The organism is Flavobacterium aquatile LMG 4008 = ATCC 11947, assembly GCF_000757385.1.
Classification (GTDB): Bacteria; Bacteroidota; Bacteroidia; order Flavobacteriales; family Flavobacteriaceae; genus Flavobacterium; species Flavobacterium aquatile.
Map to the genome: position 1 here is coordinate 533,857 of NZ_JRHH01000002.1, position 15,847 is coordinate 549,703.

Sequence of the window (15,847 nt, forward strand, 5' to 3'; positions counted from 1 at the left end):
AAAATATTTATTAGTATTGAATTTTTTTTGAACGCGGATGACACAGATTTAACGGATTAACGCAGATTTTAATTTATTTATCTTCAACTTTCATTGCGGTAAATCTATGAATTCGAATTCCGTGATAAGTCTCTCTTAAACGCAAAATATTAATTCGCATCATTTTTTTAAAAACACTATCATTCAAATTTTTGTTGTCATCATCTTTTAAAAACTTTAATGGGATTCCAAAAACTTTAGCAACAGAATCTCTGAATTTTAATGCTTTCTTATGATTTGAAAAGTCTAATTTTTTTAATTTTTCATCTATACTGACTGAAATTTTATACAGACTATCATATCTTTTTCTTTCTAAACTATCATTCTTAATGTCATAATAATATTTATAATAAATACTATTTAAAGTATTCTCTTCTCTGATAATACTCTCTTCTAGTTTATCATACAAATATTTATAGCTATCATCTTCCTCTTTCGTCTCACAAGAAAAAATGATTACGGATACTAATAAAATGATGAAATATTTTTTCATGATTATTATGTAAAGAATTTAAGAATCAACTAAATAACAAGTTTTGCTTTTGGATTATTTCTATATTCGCTTAAAACTTCGACTCCAAAGCATTACTTTCAAAAGAAATCCCATCCCATCCAAAAATCATAAAATTTCTAATGTTTTGATGGTCATTTCCGTTTGGATTTTTTAAAACATCGTCGTAATAATAACTTCCAAAAAGAGCTAAAGTTTGGTCTTTTTCTAACTGATGTATTTTTGCAAATGCGAAAATTTTACAAGAACCATTATTTTCACCAGCATTGTTAATTTGATTTCCGTTTTTGAAAGTGGTTGGCGTGAAATTGTAATTGGATTCTATTACTTCAATTGTTTCTTGAAAAGTAAGTATTTCTGGATTTACCTTTACTTTATTTAGGAAGTTTTCCATGTTATTCATCGTCGTCTTTTCTTTTTTCTTTCACCGATATTTTCCCGCCTACAACCGCTACAATTTCGCCTTTTGGTGGCTTAGCTTCAAAGTGTTTTAAAACTTCTTCGGCTGTTCCGCGAATGGTTTCTTCGTGTAGTTTAGATAATTCTCTTGAGATCGAAACTGATCGTTCGGCTCCGAAATATTGTACAAATTCGGCTAGTGTTTTTACTAATTTATGAGGTGAAACGTAAAAAATCATCGTCCGATTTTCTTCGGCTAACGCTAAATAACGTGTTTGTCTTCCTTTTTTTTCGGGTAGAAATCCTTCAAAAACAAATTTATCATTGGGTAAACCACTATTTACCAATGCTGGAACAAAAGCAGTTGCGCCTGGTAAACAATCGACTTCAATATTGTTTTCAACACAAGCGCGTGTTAGTAAAAATCCAGGATCAGAAATGGCTGGCGTTCCGGCATCACTGATTAACGCAATGGTTTCGCCTGCTTTTAATCGGGAAATTAAATTTTCTACAGTTTTGTGTTCGTTATGCATGTGGTGACTGTGCATGTGTGTAGAAATCTCAAAATGTTTGAGTAATTTTCCACTCGTGCGCGTGTCTTCGGCAAGAATTAAATCGGCTTCTTTTAGAACGCGAATGGCTCTAAAAGTCATGTCTTCTAGGTTGCCAATTGGCGTTGGAACAATATAAAGTTTTGACATTTATTTAAACTTACGTTCTACTAATTCCATGAAACGCTCTTCAAAATCGTCTTGACCTTTCCAATTGTTATAGTCGGGTTTGACCATTTCGTTAATGAAATTTTTAGCATCAGAATACGTGTCAAATGTATTTAATTGCGATAAAACACGATTGAAATCTTCACTACTTCCGTTGAATAAATATTTTACAAAACCTACGCGGTCGTTCAATCCGATATTGATTCCTTGTGCTAATTTTTCGTTTAAAATTGAGACTTTTTCATCAACAACAACTTCGGCTTTTTCTTCAACAATTTCCTTTTTCGGAACCGATGCAGTTACATCATTTGGTTTTACAAAAACTGGTTCGCTATAATTATGACCTAATAAATCTTCAAATGAAATTTGATTTTGTTTCGCTTTTGGTTCTTCTGCCCTTGGTTCTTCAACTTCACCTTCTTCTTCTGAAGCTAATTCGAATATTGGTTCAAAATCTAAATCGTCTTTTGCTTCAATTACAGGAACTTCATCTTCAATTTCATCTTCTTCATCAACTGTAATTTCCCCAACAATAACTGGTTCTTCTACTTCTTCGGCAACTGGTTCATCGGCAACAGCTTCTTCTTGAACTTCTGATTCTTCTTCTGCAGCTACAATTTCTTGCTCTTCAACTTGTTCAACTTCGGCTACAATTTCTTCCTTTTCTTCAGCAACAATTGGTTCAACAACCTTGTCCATCTGAACTTGTTTCAGATTCTCCTCTTCAACTTCAGGAGTTTTTGTCTCCAACGAAGCAACAAGTTTTTCTTCTAAATCTTCTTTAGCAACAGTCGCTTTTACTTGGTCGTAATTATCACCATAAAACTTTAAAATAGCTAAGGTTTCATATAATTTTTGAGTTTCTAGATACAATTGATCTACTTCCGATTTATTTTTTAGCTTTAAAACTCGGTGTGCAATGCTGATTAATTCGGCTTCCAATCTTTTTTTCATAACTTTTGAAATTATAGTGACTAGCTTATGTTGTTTTATTATAAATTTGTTTTTTACAAAGTAATAAAAACAATTCCTTTTTTAAGGTCTAAAAATACAAAATGTTTCTCGAAAATACAGTAAATCACAAAGAACAATTTGGTTGGATAGAAGTTATCTGCGGTTCCATGTTCTCGGGAAAAACCGAAGAGCTAATCCGAAGGTTAAGAAGAGCCCAATTTGCCAAGCAAAAAGTGGAGATTTTTAAACCTGCCATCGATACTAGATATGATGAAGAAATGGTAGTTTCTCACAATAAAAACGAAATTCGTTCAACGCCAGTTCCTGCTGCTGCAAATATTGCAATTCTGGCGCAAGGATGTGATGTCGTTGGCATTGACGAAGCACAGTTTTTTGACGACGAAATTGTGAAAATCTGTAACGATTTGGCTAATTCGGGAGTTCGAGTAATTGTTGCTGGTTTGGATATGGATTTTAAAGGAAATCCTTTTGGACCAATGCCAGCGTTAATGGCAACTGCCGAATATGTAACTAAAGTTCACGCCGTTTGTACAAGAACAGGAAATTTAGCCAATTACAGTTTTAGAAAAACAGACAACGATAAGTTGGTTATGCTTGGTGAAAACGAAGAATACGAACCATTGAGTCGCGCGGCTTATTACAACGCCATGCGTGAGAATTTAGAGGTGAAAGACGCCGAACATTTATCGGAAGAGAAGAAAAAATAATTTATTTTGACACTTTCCATACGAAATATCATCCCAATCATTAAAGCCCAATTCGTTGGAACTAATGAAATAGCCATCATCGATTCGGTTTCTATCGACAGTCGATCGTTGCAAAATAGCGACAGTACTTTATTTTTTGCAATTGTTGGACCCAATCACGACGGACATTTATACATTGCCGAACTTATAGAAAACGGCGTTTTAAATTTTGTTGTAAACTACATTCCAAAAGAGTTTGATGGCAAAGCCAATTTTTTAATCGTTGAAAATACGCTCGATGCATTGCAGACTTTTGCCGCAGTTTATAGAAGTAATTTTGATTTTCCAATTATCGGAATTACTGGTAGTAACGGAAAAACAATTATAAAAGAATGGCTCAATTTTTTATTAAGTCCTGATTATAATATTATTCGTTCGCCCAAAAGTTATAACTCACAAGTTGGCGTTCCACTTTCGGTTTTGGGAATTAATGAAAAGCACAATCTCGGAATTTTTGAAGCTGGAATTTCCTTGAAAAACGAAATGGAGCATCTTCAAAGAATCATTCAGCCTACCATCGGAATTTTATCTAATATTGGTTCGGCACACGATGAAGGATTTCATGATGTTGGCGAAAAAATCAAAGAAAAATTAAAACTTTTTACTTCGGTTGAGGTTTTAATTATGAATAAAAATAAAACTATTGAGGCGTTTTTAAATCCAAAAATCAATACTTTTTCTTGGAGTTCAGATGATGGTAAAGCCGATGTTTTTATAATTGCTAAAGAAACATCCGATAAAACCGAACTCAAAATCACTTACAAGAAACTTTGTTTTACTATAACAATTCCGTTTAACGATCAAGCTTCGATAGAAAATGCGATTCATTGTTTGATGGTTTTGCTGTATTTCAATTACAATCAGGAAGTGATTCAAGAGCGAATGTTGCTGTTGTTTCCAGTTGAAATGCGATTAAAAGTTAAAAACGGAAGCAACAATACAACAATTATCGACGACAGTTATAGTTCTGATTTTCAGTCATTAAAAATCGCTTTAGATTTTCTGGAAAGCCAAAAACAATATAAAAAGAAGACCTTAATTTTATCCGATATTTTTCAATCGGGTTTGGTTTTGGAGGAATTATATTCTAAAGTTTCGCAGTTAATTGTATCCAATAAAATCCATCGGGTAATTGCTATTGGTGAAACCATTTCGAGTTTTAAAAATAAGTTTCCCAACTGTTTAGCATTCGATTCTACTCAAAAATTTATTGATGCCATTGATACTATTTCATTTGAAAACGAAACCATTTTAATAAAAGGAGCAAGGCATTTTCACTTTGAAGAAATCGTAGCAACATTAGAAGAGAAAACACACGAAACGGTTTTAGAAATTAACCTGAATGCGATAAGTCATAACCTGAATTTCTTTAAATCTAAGTTGAAACCCGAAACCAAATTGATGGTCATGGTAAAAGCGTTTGGCTATGGAAATGGCGGATTTGAAGTAGCAAAATTGCTTTCGCATCACAAAGTAGATTATCTAGGTGTGGCTTTCGCCGATGAAGGAATTTCGTTAAAAAACGCTGGAATCGATTTGCCAATTATGGTTTTGAATCCAGAGAATACTAGTTTTTCTGCTATAATTCAGCATCAATTAGAACCCGAAATTTATTCGATAAAAGGATTGAACGCTTTTCTAAAAATTGCCGAAAGTAAAAAATTACAGCATTTTCCAATTCATATCAAGTTAGATACAGGAATGCACCGATTAGGATTTGAAGAAGAAACCATTGATGAATTAATTACAAAACTCAAAGGCACTAAATTGGTGGAAGTGAAAAGTATTCTGTCTCATTTGGCAACCAGTGACGATATGAAATTTGTAGATTTTACGCTTTCGCAGATAAAATTATTCGAAAAACTATCTTCCAAATTGATGGAAGAATTACAAATAAACCCAATTCGTCATATTTTAAATACTTCAGGAATTTCCAATTTTCCTCAAGCGCAATACGATATGGTGCGTTTAGGAATAGGACTTTACGGAATTTCTAACGATGATGACGAGCAAAAATCGCTACAAAACGTAGGAACGTTGAAATCGATTATTTCTCAAATTAGAACGATTGATGAAGGCGAAAGTGTAGGTTACGGCAGACGATTTATGGCGGCAAAAACTACCAAAGTAGCCACAATTCCAATAGGTTATGCCGACGGAATTTCTAGACATTGGGGGAATGGCGTTGGATATGTAGTTATAAAAAACAAAAAAGCGCCCATTTTAGGGAGCGTTTGCATGGACATGTTGATGGTGGATATCACCGAAATTGATTGCAAAGAAGGAAGTGAAGTAATCATTTTTGGAGAAAACCCAACGGTAAATTTCATGGCAAAACAACTGGGCACAATTCCTTATGAAATAATGACAAGTATCTCGCAACGAGTGAAAAGAGTGTTTTATCGAGAATAATTTTTTTCTTACAAAACATTATTTATATTTGATTTTTAATTACTTACCTCTATGAAAAAACTGTACTTTTCTTTATTGACTTTGTTGTTATGTTTTGTTGCTAATGCGCAGATTGTTAATATTCCTGACCCTGTATTTAAGGCGAAGTTGTTGAGTGCTACATATAGTAATGGAATTGCTTCATCCGACACTCCATATTATAATCCTCTAAACAATACTTGGTCTGGAACATCAAGTACTGTTATTGATACAAATAATGATGGAGAAATACAACTGTCTGAAGCATCAGTAATTAAAATGCTTTTAATTTCAAATAGTTCTATCACAAATCTTACAGGTATAGAATCATTTCAAAATTTAGTTTACTTTAAATGTGATCATAACTTAATAACGAATTTAAATATTTCTAATTCGTTAAATTTAAGATATTTGGAGTGTAATTATAATCAATTATCAAATTTGAATGTAGCTAATCTTTCGAATTTGATGTTTTTATATTGCAATTATAATGAATTACCTTCGTTAGATGTTTCAGATTTAACAAGTCTAGAGCGATTAGAGTGTAAGGACAATTTATTAGTTAGCTTAGATTTTTCGGGTATATCAAATGTGAAATATTTATTTTGTCCTTTTAATCCAATGACAAGTTTAAATGTGTCTAGTTTAGTGCTTTTGAATTATTTACATTGTGGCTCAATGAATTTGCAAAATATTAATTTGCAAAATTCAATAAATCTGGACTATTTACAAATTGACTATAATAATTTGACTTCTTTAGATATTTCAAATTGTACAAATTTAGCAACTTTGCATGCTAATAGTAATGAATTGATTTCACTGAACATAAAAAATAACAATATGTTCTATTATAATAACACATTCAGTATTCACAACAATCCAACCCTGCAATATGTTTGTGTAGATGAATCAGAATTAACGCAAATTCAGGGTTTTATGAATCAATATCCTAATTGTCAAGTAAACAGCTATTGTAGTTTTACGCCAGGTGGAACTTTTTACAACATTCAAGGAAATACTTATTATGACTTTAATACTAATGGATGCGATATAAATGACACAGTATATTCAAATTTAAAATTGAATATAACTGATGGAACAAATTCTGGAGTTATAATCAGCAATTCATCAGGAAATTATTCAATTCCACTATCAGCAGGTACATATACTCTTACACCTCAATTTGAGAACCCTTCATATTATTCAATTTCTCCAATAAGCTCAACTATTACAGTTCCTGGAACTGTAAATCCAATTACGCAAAATTTTTGCATTACTGCAAATGGTGTCCATTCTGATTTGGAAACTTATATTTTACCATTAAACGCTGCACGACCTGGTTTTGATGCTTCATATATAATAAAATACAAGAATAAGGGAAACCAAGTTGAAAATGCCACTCTAGTCTTTAATTATGATGATAATGTTTTGGATTTGGTTTCGGCATCAAATTTTCCTGTACAAAGCACTGGTAGTTTAAGTTGGAATTTAGGATCATTAAATCCTTTTCAACAAGGAGGATTTTTAGTTACTTTAAATTTGAATAGTCCAATGGAAACTCCAGCCTTAAATTCAGGGAATATTTTAAATTACACATCAGTAATAAACAGTTCAAATATAGATGAAATTCCAATTGATAATAATCATACCTTAAATCAAACGGTTGTAAATTCCTATGATCCAAATGATAAAACGTGTTTAGAAGGAACAACGATTAACCCGAGTATGATTGGTGAATATGTTCATTATCAAATTCGATTTGAAAATACAGGAACTTTTCCAGCAGAAAATATTGTTGTTAAAGACATGATTGACACCACAAAATTTGACATTACAACATTACAAATAACCGATGCATCGCACAGTTGTGTTACAAGAATTACAAATCCTAATAAAGTAGAATTCATTTTTGAAGACATTAATTTGCCATTTGATGATGCAACAAATGATGGTTATGTAGTTTTCAAAATTAAAACCAAGTCCACTTTGGTTGTTGGAAATACCATCAGTAATTTGGCTAATATCTATTTTGATTATAATTTTCCAATTGTTACTAATACGGCAACTAGTACTTTTCAAGTATTAGCAACTAATGAATTTGATTCAAATAATGCACTAACTTTATATCCAATTCCGGTAAAAGACAATTTGAATTTTTCATTTAAAAATAACGAAATCACTTCGTCAATTAGTATTTACAACTTGCTTGGGCAATTAATTCAAACAGTTACAAATCCGAGTAACTCTATTGATGTTTCCAATTTACAGTCAGGAAGTTACTTAATTAAAGTGTCGACAGATAAAGGAATCAGCAGTGGAAAATTTGTAAAGGAATAAATTTAAATTAAAGAAACTTATTTTCTATGGTTTCATTAATTATTATGTTAAAATTTTATATATATTTGATATTCAAAACAAATTTATATAACCTTAAAACAGATTAATTATGGGAATGATGTCAGAATTTAAAGAGTTTATTGCTAAAGGTAATGCCATGGATTTAGCAGTTGGAGTTATTATTGGAGCCGCTTTTGGAGCCATAGTAAATTCATTAGTGGCAGATGTAATTACACCTGCATTATTAAATCCAGCATTGAAAGCAGCACAAGTAGAAAATCTAGCTGAATTAAAAACAGAAGGCGGAATCCTTTATGGGAAATTCCTTGCCGCTGTAATTAGTTTTCTAGTAATTGCTTTTGTGATTTTTATTATGGTAAAAGGAATCAACAGCATGAAGAAAAAAGAAGAAGCTGCACCAGCTGCTCCTACAGGACCAACTCAAGAAGAATTGCTTACACAAATTAGAGATTTGTTAAAAAAATAATACACCGTTACATTATATATTCTAACTAAACCGCTACTTAATTGAGGCGGTTTTTCTGTTTTTGCGAGAAACGAAGCAATCTTTTTTATTTTAAAAATAAAGCTCAACCAATTGATTTTCTCTCTACTTTTGTACTTCAAAAATTTTATCAATTATTAATAAAGTATAAGTATGAAAGTTGCTGTTGTAGGCGCAACCGGTATGGTTGGCGAAGTGATGCTTCAAGTATTGGCGGAAAGAAATTTTCCTGTAACCGAATTAATTCCTGTTGCCTCAGAGAAATCTGTTGGTAAGGAAATTGAATTTAAGGGTAAGAAGTACAAGGTAGTTGGTTTACAAACAGCAGTTGACATGAAAGCAGATGTTGCTTTATTTTCGGCTGGCGGAGAAACTTCTCTCGAATGGGCTCCAAAATTTGCAGCAGCAGGAACAACCGTAATCGACAACTCATCCGCTTGGAGAATGGATCCAACTAAAAAGTTAATCGTTCCAGAAATCAACGCATCCGAATTAACAAAAGAAGATAAAATCATTGCAAATCCAAACTGTTCTACCATTCAGATGGTTATGGTTTTAAATCCGTTACACAAAAAATATAACATTAAGCGCGTTATCGTTTCAACATATCAATCGATTACTGGAACTGGTGTAAAAGCCGTTCAGCAATTGGAAAATGAATATGCTGGAGTTCAAGGCGAAATGGCGTACAAATACCCAATTCACCGAAATGCAATTCCACAATGTGATAGTTTTGAAGAAAACGGTTACACAAAAGAAGAAATGAAATTGGTTCGTGAAACTCAGAAAATCCTTAGTGATAAAACAATCGCTGTTACAGCAACGGCAATTAGAATTCCGGTTGTTGGCGGACACAGTGAAGCGGTTAATATTGAGTTTTCTAACGATTTTGATATGAATGAAGTTCGTTCTATTTTACATCATACCGATGGAGTTGTAGTTCAAGATAACAATGATACTTACACGTATCCGATGCCATTGTTTGCTCAAGGTAAAGACGATGTTTTTGTAGGTAGAATTCGCCGAGATGAAAGTCAGCCAAACTCACTAAACATGTGGATTGTTGCCGATAATTTAAGAAAAGGTGCCGCTACAAATACCATCCAAATTGCAGAATATTTAGTGGCTAACAAATTGGTGTAGTCATTTATAAATTATAAATCGTTTGAAATAACAGTTCTTAAAAATTGTTAATTCAAACGATTTTTTATTTTGAGTTGTTTACATTTGCGGTAATGAAAAGAAAATTCGCTTTAGGAAGTTTTTTGTTCGGATTGATAGTATTCTTCGCAATACTACTTCAATCGGTGCACTCTTTTCATCACTTAGAAGAAGCATTTTCTACTAAAGAATGTCATCACGATTATTCTGAAAATACTTCTCAAATCACACACAGTCATCATTTTGACCATTGTTTTGCTTGTGAATTTACTTTTAGTAATTCCATAAAAACAGAATTTTTATCCTTCAACTTCAAGAAAGTCGAAATTTCTTCTTCGTATTCTTTTGCGAAGTCAAGAGAAATTACGCAATTTTTCTGCGGAAGTCTTTTTGCTCTTCGAGCACCACCAAAAGTTATTGTTTAAATCAAAAATCCATCTGAACTAACTTCAGATTATTTATTTTTTAACAATAAATCATTTTAAATGAAACAATTTTTAGTAGCCCTAATTTTAGGGTTTTCGATGTTTGCCAGCGCGCAAAATAAAATCATTGGAACAATTACAGACAATCAAAATAAACCACTTTCACGAGTAACAATCTCAATACCCGAAGTTCATAAAGAAGCCATTTCTGATGAAAACGGTAATTATAATTTATCTAATTTACCATCAGGAAAATTTAAAATAGTATTCTCCTTTGTAGGTTTTGCAACGCAATCGCAAGATGTAGTAATTAATCAAAAAGAAACCACAATTTCTGTTCAACTAGTAGAAGATTTTCATCAAATGGATGAGGTGATAATCTCTACAGCTTTCAATAAATTACAATCTCAAAACGTAATGAAAGTCGAGCATCAATCGATGAAATCATTGCAACAAAAAGGCACTTCAACCTTAATCGAGGGTTTGGCAACTATTCCTGGAGTTTCGCAAGTTTCTACTGGAACTTCTATTGGAAAACCTGTAATTCGTGGATTAAGCGGCAATCGAGTTTTGGTGTATTCGCAAGGCGTTCGATTGGAAAATCAACAATTTGGCGAAGAACACGGATTGGGATTGAACGATGCTGGCGTAGAAAGTGTTGAGGTTATCAAAGGTCCGGCTTCATTACTTTATGGTTCCGATGCTATTGGTGGCGTTTTGTATTTTAACCCAGAAAAATTCGGAAAGCCAAATACTTCTGAATTGAATTTTAATCAAAAATATTTCACAAATACTAAAGGTACCAATTCATCTCTTGGCTATAAATTATCAGGTGATGATTTGAAATTTTCGGCTCGAATAAGCAACAATAAACACGCCGATTATAAAATTGCTGATGGCGATAGAGTGACAAATACCCGATACGAAGAACTTGATTTCAAAACAGGTTTGGGCTATTCTGATTCTAATTTTTCAACAACTTTCAGATACAATTATAACGAATTAGATTTAGGAATTCCAGAAGAAGGAATAGCAGAACAAACAACGTCGAAACATCCCGATTTTCCAAAGCAAGGTGTTTTTAGTCATATTTTGAGTTTGAATAATAGTATTTATTTTAAGAATTCTAAGTTGGATGCCGATGTTGGTTACATCATCAACGATAGAAGTGAATTTGAAGACAGCGATGTTGCCATTTTGCAAATGAAATTAAAAACACTCAACTATAACGTAAAGTATTATTTACCAAAATTCGGAAAATTCGAAGCTATTATTGGAACGCAAGGAATGCATCAAACTAATGAAAATTCGGGCGAGGAGTTATTAATTCCAGATGCAACTACCAATGATTATGGTGTTTTTGGAACTGTAAACTATGAATGGAATAAAAACGTAATTCAAGCCGGAATTAGATACGACAACCGAAATGTAACATCTATTTCTAACGGAATTATTGGTGAAGAAGGTTATTTTGAAGCTATCGATAAAAAATTTGAAAGTTTCAATTCGTCACTAGGTTTTAAAACCAATTTGAAAGAAAATATAATTCTGAGAGTGAATTTAGCCTCGGGTTTTAGAGCTCCAAATTTGGCCGAATTAACTTCAAATGGTGTTCATGAAGGAAGTAATCGCTATGAAATTGGGAATTCAAATTTAGAAAACGAACAGAATTTTCAAACCGATTTGAATTTGGAATATAGAAATCCACACTTCGAATTGTTTGTAAACGGATTTTACAACCACATCAATAATTATATTTTTATTTCACCAAACGGAAACGTAATTGATGGGAATGATGTTTACGATTATGTTCAAGATAACGCAGCACTATTTGGTGGAGAAGCTGGAATTCATTTTCATCCGCATCCATTTGATTGGTTGCACATTACAAGTAGTTTTGAAAGTGTAACCGGTAAAAAATCGAATGGTGATAATTTGCCTTTAATTCCGGCAAACAAGTGGAATAATTCTTTGAAAACCGAATTCAAATCGGCTAAATATTTCAAAGATGGTTTTGCTGTTTTGAATGTAGAATATACGTTGAACCAGAATAATCCAAGTGAATTTGAAACAAAATCGAATGATTATACTTTGATTAACTTAGGTTTTGGAGGAAAAGTTACTTTCGGGAAAACGGCATTTGATGTAAATTTAAATGCCAACAATTTATTCGATAAAAAATATACATCCCATTTATCAAGATTAAAAACAGATGGAATTCCAAACATTGGAAGAAATATCGTTTTAGGGATTAACTTTAATATTTAAATTTTAAACCTGACAGATTTTTTTATGTCTGTCAGGTTTTATTTTTTTTTAAAATTTATTGTCGCCGTCTAATAATCGTCCAATACCGCCAAGCAAACTTCCTTCATCGCGAGAATTTCCTCCACTTTTTGGCGCTGACTCAATAATTCTATCAGCTAATCTGCTAAATGGTAACGATTGAATGTAAACCGTTCCTGGTCCGCGAAGTGTGGCATAAAACATTCCTTCGCCACCAAAAATGGTATTTTTAATTCCGCCAATAAATTCAATATCATAATCTACATCTTGTGTAAAACCTACAATACAACCGGTATCTACTTTCAAAATTTCACCCGAAGCCAATTCTCTTTTTGCCAAAGTTCCACCCGAATGTACAAATGCCATTCCGTCGCCTTCAAGTTTTTGCATAATGAAACCTTCGCCACCAAAAAGTCCGCGACCTAGTTTTTTAGAAAATTCAATTCCAACAGAAACACCTTTTGCCGCACACAGAAATGCATCTTTTTGACAAACAAATTTTCCTTGAAACTGACGCAAATCGATAGGTAGAATTTTTCCAGGATAAGGAGAAGCAAAACATACTTTACTTTTGCTATTATTCTGATTTAAATAAGCGGTCATGAAAAGACTTTCACCAGTTAAGACTCTTTTACCAGCAGAAAGAAGTTGTCCAAAAATACCGCTTTGCTGTTGGGTTGAACCATCGCCGAAAATAGTTTCCATTTTAATTCCGTTGTCCATCATCATGAAACTTCCAGCCTCGGCAACTACAATTTCTTGCGGATCAAGTTCGATTTCAACGTACTGCATTTCTTCTCCAAATATTTGGTAATCTATTTCATGAGCTTGCATAATAAGTGGTTTTAATGGTTTATTTCTATTAGATGATGATTTGATAAAAAAGTTACATTTATACTATTTTAAAATTTATTCACAATCAATAGTGTAAAAAATTACATGTAAATATAAGTATAATATAAAAAATTAATTATATTTTTACCATATTACTAATTAATAAAAGAAATATTTATGAATTCAATGTTTACTAAAATTGTTAGAATTGTGTTAGGAATTATGCTTGTTTTATTTGGTGCAAATAAGTTTTTTGGTTTTATTCCACTTCCAGAGTTACCAGAAAAAGCAGCAAGTTTCATGACATCTCTTGGAGCTACTGGATATGTTTTAAAAACAGTTGGAGTTTTAGAAATTTTAATAGGAGCGATGCTGTTATTAAAAAAATGGGTGGCATTTGCACTTACATTATTAGTTCCAATATCAATTAACATTTTGTTGTTTCACATATTTCTTGATGTATCAGGAATTGGAGGTGCGCTGTTAATTACAGTTTTAAACGGAATTTTAATCTATAAACATTGGCCACAATATAAATCGTTGTTTCAATAAATTAAAAATCCCGAAAATATCGGGATTTTTTTAATATTCTATTTTGCCAATATGTCGCATTACTCGAACTATTTTTCCTTTTCGCCTCTCTATATAAGAGCTAGAATTGGTGGCTTTATATTTTCTAGGATTTGGCAAAATTGCTGCAATTCCTGCGGCTTCTCGTGTGCTTAAATCAATTGCTTTTTTTGCATACCAATAACGTGCAGCTTCTTCTGCGCCATAAACGCCATTGCCCATTTCGATTGAGTTTAAGTACACTTCCATAATTCGTTCTTTACCCCAAATTAATTCTATTAAAACTGTAAAATAAGCTTCAAGACCTTTTCTAATGTAACTTCTACCTTGCCAAAGAAAAACGTTTTTGGCAGTTTGTTGCGATATAGTACTTCCGCCTTTAAGTTTTTTGCCGCGATTATTATTTTTGAATGCTTTTTGCATAGCTAAAAAATCAAAACCGTTGTGTTTTAAGAAATTTCCATCTTCGCTTGCGATTACTGCTTTTTGAAGATTGGGTGAAATTTCATCCAAGGAAACCCAATCGTGACTTAAAATGGCGTCTTTACCATCCAGTTTATTTTCTACAACTCTAGTAAACATCAATGGTGTAAACGGAACTGGAACCCATTTATAGATAATAACCAATGCTATTGATAGTCCGAAAAACCAAAGCATCGATTTCCAGATGATTGTTTTTAGCTTTTGAAAAAAAGTTTTGTTATTAGTAGTCTTTGGTTTGTTTTTCCTTGTTGCCATCTATAGTAATTCTGCTAATTCTTGTCCGATTAAACTTCCTATTGCAACACCCATTCCGCCAAGACGAACACCACAATATACATTTTCTGATAATTGTGAAACTATAGGATTTTTGCTATTTCCCATGCCCATAATGCCGCTCCAACGATGCGCAATTTTAAAATCTTGATTTGGTAAAATTACATTTTTTAATAAGTCTTCCAATCTATTCTGAATTAAATCGGTTTGTGATAAACTCGTTGTGGTTTCACCTTCAAAATCTAAATTTCGTCCGCCGCCAAGTAGAATTCGATCTTCAAAATTTCTAAAATAATAATAACCTTTGTCTAAATGAAAAGTGCCTTTTATATCTAAATTCGGAATTGGTTCAGTAATTAAGACTTGCGCTCTTGCCGGTTTTACTGCGTTGTTAGTAATTTGTGAGGCAAATCCGTTTGTGGCAAAAAGCAATTTTTTAGTTTCAAATGAATACTCGTTAACCACAACTTCAACACTATTGTTTTTATCAGAATAAGTTGAAACTTCGGCTTGATTTAAAATTAGTATATCTTCAGAAATTGCTTCTTTCATCAAAGCTTGCATCATATTTCCAGTGTCAATCTGTCCTTCAAATTGATTAAAAATGGAGTATTCTTTAATGTTTTCAAACGCAAATCGATCGACTTCTTTTGCAAAAACATCGGTTTTAAAAAACGGTTTAAGAATATCATTAATAAAAGGTAATTTCTGTAAACATTCGTTGTAAGTGCTTTCGTCTTCCTTTAAAAATAATTCATAACCGCCATAAGGTTTAAAATCTATTACAGAATCGCCAAGTCGTTTTCGCAACAATTGCAAACCATTCCAACGCTTTTGGATCAAATTTAGAACTTCTTCTTCAGAGTGTGTTTTTAAGTCATCTATAATTTCTGATAAACTTCCAAAACAAGTAAACCCTGCATTTTTTGTGCTTGCTCCTTGTGGTAAAATTCCTTTTTCAAGAATTAAAATTTTGCTATTCGGAAATCGTTCGCGTAAGTTTAGGGCACAATGTAAACCAACGATTCCGCTTCCAACAATAGTGAAATCAACATTGCTAAACCAATTTTTTATTTCCCAATAACTTAAGTTCATTGTCAATCAAAATTTTTATAAAAATAGTATTTTTTATTTTTTAGTGCCGAATTATTTTT

At 32.4% G+C, this 15,847-nt stretch carries 15 protein-coding genes; 8 read left to right on the plus strand and 7 right to left on the minus strand.

Going from position 1 to position 15,847, the window contains the following annotated elements; genetic code table 11:
* Nucleotides 1-73: 73 nt before the first annotated feature.
* The 4 genes from LG45_RS05405 to LG45_RS05420 all read right to left on the minus strand — a co-directional run bounded on the left by LG45_RS05405 (nucleotide 74) and on the right by LG45_RS05420 (nucleotide 2,622).
* Entirely contained in the window at nucleotides 74-532 is a 459-nt protein-coding gene (locus LG45_RS05405) for a hypothetical protein (RefSeq protein ID WP_035125121.1), read from the minus strand.
* A gap of 70 nt (nucleotides 533-602) precedes the next feature.
* Nucleotides 603-944, minus strand: a complete 342-nt coding sequence (locus LG45_RS05410; RefSeq protein WP_240471809.1) for a HopJ type III effector protein — start codon at nucleotides 942-944, stop codon at nucleotides 603-605.
* Nucleotide 945: 1 nt separating this feature from the next.
* Nucleotides 946-1,650, minus strand: a complete 705-nt coding sequence (gene rsmI / locus LG45_RS05415) for a 16S rRNA (cytidine(1402)-2'-O)-methyltransferase (protein ID WP_035125126.1) — start codon at nucleotides 1,648-1,650, stop codon at nucleotides 946-948.
* On the minus strand, nucleotides 1,651-2,622 hold the full coding sequence (locus LG45_RS05420) for a hypothetical protein (protein ID WP_035125129.1): 972 nt from the start codon (nucleotides 2,620-2,622) through the stop codon (nucleotides 1,651-1,653).
* Between the two features lie 101 nt (nucleotides 2,623-2,723).
* Here LG45_RS05420 and LG45_RS05425 point away from each other — a divergent pair, with 101 nt between their 5' ends.
* The 7 genes from LG45_RS05425 to LG45_RS05455 all read left to right on the plus strand — a co-directional run bounded on the left by LG45_RS05425 (nucleotide 2,724) and on the right by LG45_RS05455 (nucleotide 12,515).
* On the plus strand, nucleotides 2,724-3,350 hold the full coding sequence (locus LG45_RS05425; RefSeq protein WP_035125132.1) for a thymidine kinase: 627 nt from the start codon (nucleotides 2,724-2,726) through the stop codon (nucleotides 3,348-3,350).
* 6 nt (nucleotides 3,351-3,356) lie between these two features.
* The gene (locus tag LG45_RS05430; protein ID WP_035125135.1) at nucleotides 3,357-5,801 is read left to right on the plus strand and encodes a bifunctional UDP-N-acetylmuramoyl-tripeptide:D-alanyl-D-alanine ligase/alanine racemase; all 2,445 of its coding nucleotides are present in this window, start codon (nucleotides 3,357-3,359) and stop codon (nucleotides 5,799-5,801) included.
* A 51-nt stretch (nucleotides 5,802-5,852) separates the two neighbouring features.
* Nucleotides 5,853-8,156 carry a DUF7619 domain-containing protein gene (locus LG45_RS05435; protein ID WP_035125137.1) on the plus strand — a complete coding sequence of 768 codons (2,304 nt, stop codon included), beginning with the start codon at nucleotides 5,853-5,855 and terminating at the stop codon, nucleotides 8,154-8,156.
* Between the two features lie 109 nt (nucleotides 8,157-8,265).
* Nucleotides 8,266-8,643 carry a large conductance mechanosensitive channel protein MscL gene (gene mscL / locus LG45_RS05440; RefSeq protein ID WP_035125139.1) on the plus strand — a complete coding sequence of 126 codons (378 nt, stop codon included), beginning with the start codon at nucleotides 8,266-8,268 and terminating at the stop codon, nucleotides 8,641-8,643.
* Between the two features lie 171 nt (nucleotides 8,644-8,814).
* Nucleotides 8,815-9,804: an aspartate-semialdehyde dehydrogenase gene (locus tag LG45_RS05445; RefSeq protein ID WP_035125140.1), complete on the plus strand. Its 990-nt coding sequence runs from the start codon at nucleotides 8,815-8,817 to the stop codon at nucleotides 9,802-9,804.
* Between the two features lie 92 nt (nucleotides 9,805-9,896).
* On the plus strand, nucleotides 9,897-10,247 hold the full coding sequence (locus tag LG45_RS05450; RefSeq protein WP_035125424.1) for a hypothetical protein: 351 nt from the start codon (nucleotides 9,897-9,899) through the stop codon (nucleotides 10,245-10,247).
* Nucleotides 10,248-10,307: 60 nt separating this feature from the next.
* Nucleotides 10,308-12,515 carry a TonB-dependent receptor gene (locus tag LG45_RS05455; RefSeq protein WP_035125142.1) on the plus strand — a complete coding sequence of 736 codons (2,208 nt, stop codon included), beginning with the start codon at nucleotides 10,308-10,310 and terminating at the stop codon, nucleotides 12,513-12,515.
* A gap of 48 nt (nucleotides 12,516-12,563) precedes the next feature.
* Here the strand turns inward: LG45_RS05455 and LG45_RS05460 are convergent, their stop codons facing one another.
* Nucleotides 12,564-13,367 (minus strand): TIGR00266 family protein, encoded by an 804-nt coding sequence (locus LG45_RS05460; protein WP_035125144.1) that lies wholly within the window; start codon nucleotides 13,365-13,367, stop codon nucleotides 12,564-12,566.
* Between the two features lie 177 nt (nucleotides 13,368-13,544).
* Between LG45_RS05460 and LG45_RS05465 the strand changes: the two genes are divergently transcribed.
* The gene (locus LG45_RS05465; RefSeq protein ID WP_035125145.1) at nucleotides 13,545-13,919 is read left to right on the plus strand and encodes a DoxX family membrane protein; all 375 of its coding nucleotides are present in this window, start codon (nucleotides 13,545-13,547) and stop codon (nucleotides 13,917-13,919) included.
* 30 nt (nucleotides 13,920-13,949) lie between these two features.
* Here the strand turns inward: LG45_RS05465 and mtgA are convergent, their stop codons facing one another.
* Together mtgA and LG45_RS05475 are read right to left on the minus strand one after the other, a co-directional pair.
* Nucleotides 13,950-14,675 (minus strand): monofunctional biosynthetic peptidoglycan transglycosylase, encoded by a 726-nt coding sequence (gene mtgA / locus LG45_RS05470; protein ID WP_035125147.1) that lies wholly within the window; start codon nucleotides 14,673-14,675, stop codon nucleotides 13,950-13,952.
* The gene (locus LG45_RS05475; RefSeq protein ID WP_035125148.1) at nucleotides 14,676-15,788 is read right to left on the minus strand and encodes an NAD(P)/FAD-dependent oxidoreductase; all 1,113 of its coding nucleotides are present in this window, start codon (nucleotides 15,786-15,788) and stop codon (nucleotides 14,676-14,678) included.
* Nucleotides 15,789-15,847: the final 59 nt, after the last annotated feature.

What these genes read in the sequence shown, in the direction of transcription:
- LG45_RS05475 (WP_035125148.1), bottom strand. Translation starts at nt 15,788, where the DNA reads ATGAACTTAAGTTATTGGGAAATAAAAAATTGGTTTAGCAATGTTGAT.
- mscL (WP_035125139.1), top strand. Translation starts at nt 8,266, where the DNA reads ATGGGAATGATGTCAGAATTTAAAGAGTTTATTGCTAAAGGTAATGCC.
- LG45_RS05410 (WP_240471809.1), bottom strand. Translation starts at nt 944, where the DNA reads ATGGAAAACTTCCTAAATAAAGTAAAGGTAAATCCAGAAATACTTACT.
- LG45_RS05435 (WP_035125137.1), top strand. Translation starts at nt 5,853, where the DNA reads ATGAAAAAACTGTACTTTTCTTTATTGACTTTGTTGTTATGTTTTGTT.
- LG45_RS05420 (WP_035125129.1), bottom strand. Translation starts at nt 2,622, where the DNA reads ATGAAAAAAAGATTGGAAGCCGAATTAATCAGCATTGCACACCGAGTT.
- LG45_RS05455 (WP_035125142.1), top strand. Translation starts at nt 10,308, where the DNA reads ATGAAACAATTTTTAGTAGCCCTAATTTTAGGGTTTTCGATGTTTGCC.
- LG45_RS05425 (WP_035125132.1), top strand. Translation starts at nt 2,724, where the DNA reads ATGTTTCTCGAAAATACAGTAAATCACAAAGAACAATTTGGTTGGATA.
- LG45_RS05445 (WP_035125140.1), top strand. Translation starts at nt 8,815, where the DNA reads ATGAAAGTTGCTGTTGTAGGCGCAACCGGTATGGTTGGCGAAGTGATG.
- LG45_RS05450 (WP_035125424.1), top strand. Translation starts at nt 9,897, where the DNA reads ATGAAAAGAAAATTCGCTTTAGGAAGTTTTTTGTTCGGATTGATAGTA.
- LG45_RS05460 (WP_035125144.1), bottom strand. Translation starts at nt 13,367, where the DNA reads ATGCAAGCTCATGAAATAGATTACCAAATATTTGGAGAAGAAATGCAG.
- mtgA (WP_035125147.1), bottom strand. Translation starts at nt 14,675, where the DNA reads ATGGCAACAAGGAAAAACAAACCAAAGACTACTAATAACAAAACTTTT.
- LG45_RS05465 (WP_035125145.1), top strand. Translation starts at nt 13,545, where the DNA reads ATGAATTCAATGTTTACTAAAATTGTTAGAATTGTGTTAGGAATTATG.
- rsmI (WP_035125126.1), bottom strand. Translation starts at nt 1,650, where the DNA reads ATGTCAAAACTTTATATTGTTCCAACGCCAATTGGCAACCTAGAAGAC.
- LG45_RS05405 (WP_035125121.1), bottom strand. Translation starts at nt 532, where the DNA reads ATGAAAAAATATTTCATCATTTTATTAGTATCCGTAATCATTTTTTCT.